General features: G+C 75.9%; 4 protein-coding genes. All 4 read right to left on the bottom strand.

Annotation, left to right across the window (positions count from 1 at the left end; genetic code table 11):
• Positions 1-123: 123 nt before the first annotated feature.
• A complete protein-coding gene (locus AB0G13_RS21965; RefSeq protein ID WP_357877028.1) occupies positions 124-1,068 on the bottom strand; it encodes an iron-siderophore ABC transporter substrate-binding protein in 945 nt (314 codons plus the stop codon).
• Positions 1,068-1,916, bottom strand: a complete 849-nt coding sequence (locus AB0G13_RS21960; RefSeq protein ID WP_357877025.1) for an ABC transporter ATP-binding protein — start codon at positions 1,914-1,916, stop codon at positions 1,068-1,070. Before AB0G13_RS21960 ends, AB0G13_RS21965 begins: the two co-directional genes overlap by 1 nt.
• Positions 1,917-1,941: 25 nt before the next feature.
• A complete protein-coding gene (locus AB0G13_RS21955) occupies positions 1,942-3,027 on the bottom strand; it encodes an iron ABC transporter permease (RefSeq protein WP_357877022.1) in 1,086 nt (361 codons plus the stop codon).
• The coding region (locus AB0G13_RS21950; protein WP_357877019.1) for an iron ABC transporter permease at positions 3,024-4,018 on the bottom strand (995 nt) is incomplete at its 5' end. The genes AB0G13_RS21955 and AB0G13_RS21950, both read right to left, overlap by 4 nt.

Raw genomic sequence — 4,018 nt, 5'->3', positions numbered from 1 at the left:
GGGGCCCGCCGGGCGCGCCCCCCCCCCCCCCCGGGCCGCCCCTCCCCCCCAGACCGCGGGGGGGCCCCCCCCCCCCGGGCGCCCCCCACCACTGGTGGTTGCCCGATGGCCCGGGCGACGTGGTCAGGCGGTGAGGTACTTCTCCAGGTCGTCGAGGATCTTGTTGGCGGCGCCGATGCCGATGCCGGTCATCCAGATCTCGTCGGAGACGACGTGCGCCTTGCCCGCCTTGACCGCCGACAGCCCCTTCCAGAGCGTCCCGCCGGTGACCTTGGCCTGCTCGGCGGCGGCCTTCTCGCCGTACGCGGTCACGAAGACGACGTCACCGTCGACCTCGCCGATCCGCTCCGGGCTGACCCGGTCCATCCGCCGGTCCTCCTTGCCGGTGAGCTGCTGCCGCTCGGGGCGGCCCAGCCCCGTGTCGCCGATGACGATGCCGGAGAACGAGTCCGGCCCGTACACCCGGATCTCGGTCGGCATGAAGCGGACGATGGAGACCTTGCGGTTGGCGGCGTCGCCGAGCTTGCCGCCGAACTCCCTGGCCCGCGTCTCGTACGTGGCCAGCAGATCCTTGGCCTGCTGCTCCTTGCCGAGCGCCTTGCCGTCGAAGAGGAAGTTCTCCTTCCAGGTGGTGCCCACCTTCTCGGTGAAGACGGTCGGCGCGATGGCGGCCAGCTCGTCGTAGAACTTCTCCTGGCGGAACTTGCTGCCCAGGATCAGGTCCGGCTTGAGGGCGTTGATGGCCTCCAGGTCGGGCTCGGTGAGCACCCCGACCTCCTTGATGGCGGCCAGCTTCTCCTCGCCGAAGTAGGTCGGCCAGCTCTTCGCCTCGCCGGCGGTGGCGGCGCCGACGGGCGTGACGCCCAGGGACAGGGCCGTGTCGATCTTGTCGGTGTCGAGCACGACGACCCGCTTGGGTTCCGCCGGCACCTTCGTGGTGCCCATGGCGTGGGTGATCTCCCGGGTCTCCCCGGTGGTGGTGCCGGCGACCGGGTCGCTCTCACCACAGGCGGTGAGACCGACGCCGAGGGCCAACGCCGCGGTGAGGGCGGCGGCGAGACGACGCATCAGATTCCTTTCGAAGGGTACGAGCCGGTCAGCGGCGTCGCCGCGTCCCGGGCGAAGGGGCGAGCCAGGGAGGGACTGGTGAGCGCGGGCACCACCAGGGGCGCCCCGGTCACCGGGCAGGGCACGACCACGCAGTCGAGGCCGAAGACGTCCCGGACCAGGTCGGCGGTGAGGATCTCCCGGGGCGGCCCGGCGGCCACCACGGCGCCGGAGCGCATCGCGATCAGGTGGTCGGCGTACCGGGCGGCCTGGTTGAGGTCGTGCAGCACGGCGACGACCGTGCGACCCCGCTCGACGCGCAGCCGGTGCAGCAGGTCCAGCACCTCCACCTGGTGGGCGAGGTCGAGGAAGGTGGTGGGCTCGTCCAGCAGCAACGCCTCGGTGTCCTGGGCGAGCGTCATGGCGATCCAGACGCGCTGCCGCTGCCCGCCGGAGAGGGTGTCGACCGGCCGGTCGGCCAGCCCGGTCACGTCGGCGAGCGCCATGGCCCGGTCGACGGCGACGCCGTCGGACTCCGACCACTGCCGCCACCACCGCTGGTACGGCTGCCGGCCCCGGCCGACCAGGTCGGCGACGGTCACCCCCTCCGGGACCAGCGGGCTCTGCGGCAGCACGCCGAGCCGGCGGGCGACCTCGCGGGTCGGCAGGTCCCGGATGGCGGTGCCGTCCAGCAGCACGGCGCCGCGCCGGGGCGTGAGCAGGCGGGCCATGGTGCGCAGCAGGGTGGACTTGCCGCAGGCGTTGGGCCCGACGATCACCGTGAACGCGTCGCCGGGCAGCTCCAGGTCGAGCCCGTCCAGCACGGTCCGCTCGTCGTAGCCGGCGACCAGGTCGCGGGTGGAGAGCATCACGCCTCCTTGCCAGGGTGGGACATCACGAGGACCGCCGCCGGCCGCGGAGCAGCAGGAAGATCAGGTACGGGCCGCCGATGGCGGCGGTCAGCACGCCGGCGGGCAGCTGGGTGGGGGCGAACAGCCGCCGGCCGCCCAGGTCGGCCAGCACCAGCAGCAGCGCCCCGAGCAGCGCGGCGCAGACCAGCGGCGGACGCTCGGCGCGGACCAGCCGGCGGGCCAGCTGCGGGGCGACCAGGGCGACGAAGTCCACCGCGCCGACCTGGGCGGTGACCATCGCGGCGGCCAGCACCCCGGTGCCGGCGAGGCCGACCCGGCGGGCCGCCGGGCGCAGGCCGATCCCCCGGGCCGTGTCGTCGTCCAGGGCGGTGCTGTTCAGCGCCCAGCCGGCCCAGGCCAGCACCGGCAGGAGCGCGGCCAGGGTGAGGGCGATCCAGAGGCTCTCGGTCCAGCCCTTGCCGGCGAGCGTGCCGATCAGCCAGATCTGCGCGCGCAGCCCGTCGATCGGGTCGGCGGTGAGCATGACCACCTCGGTCAGGGCCCGCAGCGCGAAGGCGACCGCCACGCCGGCGAGCACGAACCGCTGGGCGGCCAGCCCGTGCCGGGCGCCGAGGACGAACAGCAGCACGGCGGCGACCAGCCCGCCGACCAGCGCCGCCGGCGCCACGAGGACGGCGGCGACGCCGCCGGTCAGGGCCACCGTCGCGGCGAGACCGGCGCCCTGGGTGATGCCGACGACGTCGGGGCTGGCGAGCGGGTTGCGGGCCACGCTCTGGATCAGCGTGCCGGCCACCCCGAAGGCCGCGCCGGCCACCGCGGCCAGCACCAGCCGGGGCAGCCGCAGGTCGAGGACCACCAGGTCGTACGGGGTGCCGGCGCCGGAGAGGGCGTGCAGCACGTCGGCCGGGGCGACGTACGGGGTGCCCAGGGAGAGGCTGAGCACCCCCGCGGCCAGCAGCAGCACGACCAGCACGGCGGCGACCAGCACCGAGCGGCGCCGGACCTGCACGGTGACCGGGCCGACCCGCACCAGCGAACGCCCGGGCAGCGCGGTGACGCCGACGCGGGGACGACCCGCCGGCCGGTCGGTGGTCGGGGCGGCGGTCACGCCGTCACCACCTTCGCGCGGCGGACCAGGAAGGCCAGCAGCGGGGCGCCGATCAGCGCGGTGACGATGCCCGCGGGCACCTCCCCGGGCGGCGCGACGAGCCGGCCGACGACGTCGGCGCCGAGCAGCAGCGCGGGCCCGAGCAGCGCCGAGACCGCGAGGGTCCAGCGGTGGTCGGCGCCGACCAGGGCGCGGGCCAGGTGCGGCACCGCGAGCCCGACGAACGCGATCGGCCCGGCCGCGGCGACGGCCGCCCCGGTGAGCAGCACCGCGGCGACGCCGCCGCCGAGACGGACCAGCCCGATCCGGTGCCCCAGGCCCCGGGCCACGTCGTCGCCGAGGGCGAGCGCGTCCAGGCCCCGGGCGACCAGCGCGGCCAGCGCCAGCCCGGCGAGCACGAACGGCAGCACCTGGGCGGCCACCGTGAGGTCCCGGCCGGTCAGCCCGCCGACCACCCAGAAGCGGTACTCCTCGAAGGTGCGGGCGTCCATGCTGAGCAGCGCGTACACCACGGAGGCGAGACTGGCGTCGAGGGCCGCGCCGACCAGCGCGAGGGTGACCGGGCTGGCGCCCTCGCGGGCCTTGGCCGCGACGGCGAAGACCAGCACGCCGGCGCCGAGCGCGCCGGCGATGCCGAACCAGACGTACCCGGCGAGGGTGCCCACGCCGAAGACGGAGATGGCCAGCACCACACCGAACGACGCGCCGGCGCTGATGCCGAGGATCCGCGGTTCGGCCAGCGGGTTGCGGGTGAGTGCCTGGAAGAGGACCCCGGCGACGGCGAGCGCCAGCCCGACGGCGAGGCCCAGCGCGGTGCGCGGCATCCGCAGCTCCCGCACGATGGTGGCGGCCTCGCCGCCGTCCGGCGCGACCAGCGCGCGCCACACCTCGTCGACGGCCAGCGCCCGGCTGCCGAGCGCGAAGCTCGCCAGCACGGCCAGCAGCAGCACCAGCGCGGCGGCGACGGCGACCGCGAGCCGCCGGCCACCGC

The organism is Micromonospora sp. NPDC023633 (genome assembly GCF_040640035.1).
Classification (GTDB): Bacteria; Actinomycetota; Actinomycetes; order Mycobacteriales; family Micromonosporaceae; genus Micromonospora.
The sequence above is the reverse complement of the archived record's forward strand: the minus strand, read 5'-3'. Positions and strand labels throughout refer to the sequence as shown.

Bases quoted from the DNA above. Each gene is read 5' to 3' on its own strand.
- AB0G13_RS21965 (WP_357877028.1), bottom strand. From the start codon at position 1,068: ATGCGTCGTCTCGCCGCCGCCCTCACCGCGGCGTTGGCCCTCGGCGTC.
- AB0G13_RS21960 (WP_357877025.1), bottom strand. From the start codon at position 1,916: ATGCTCTCCACCCGCGACCTGGTCGCCGGCTACGACGAGCGGACCGTG.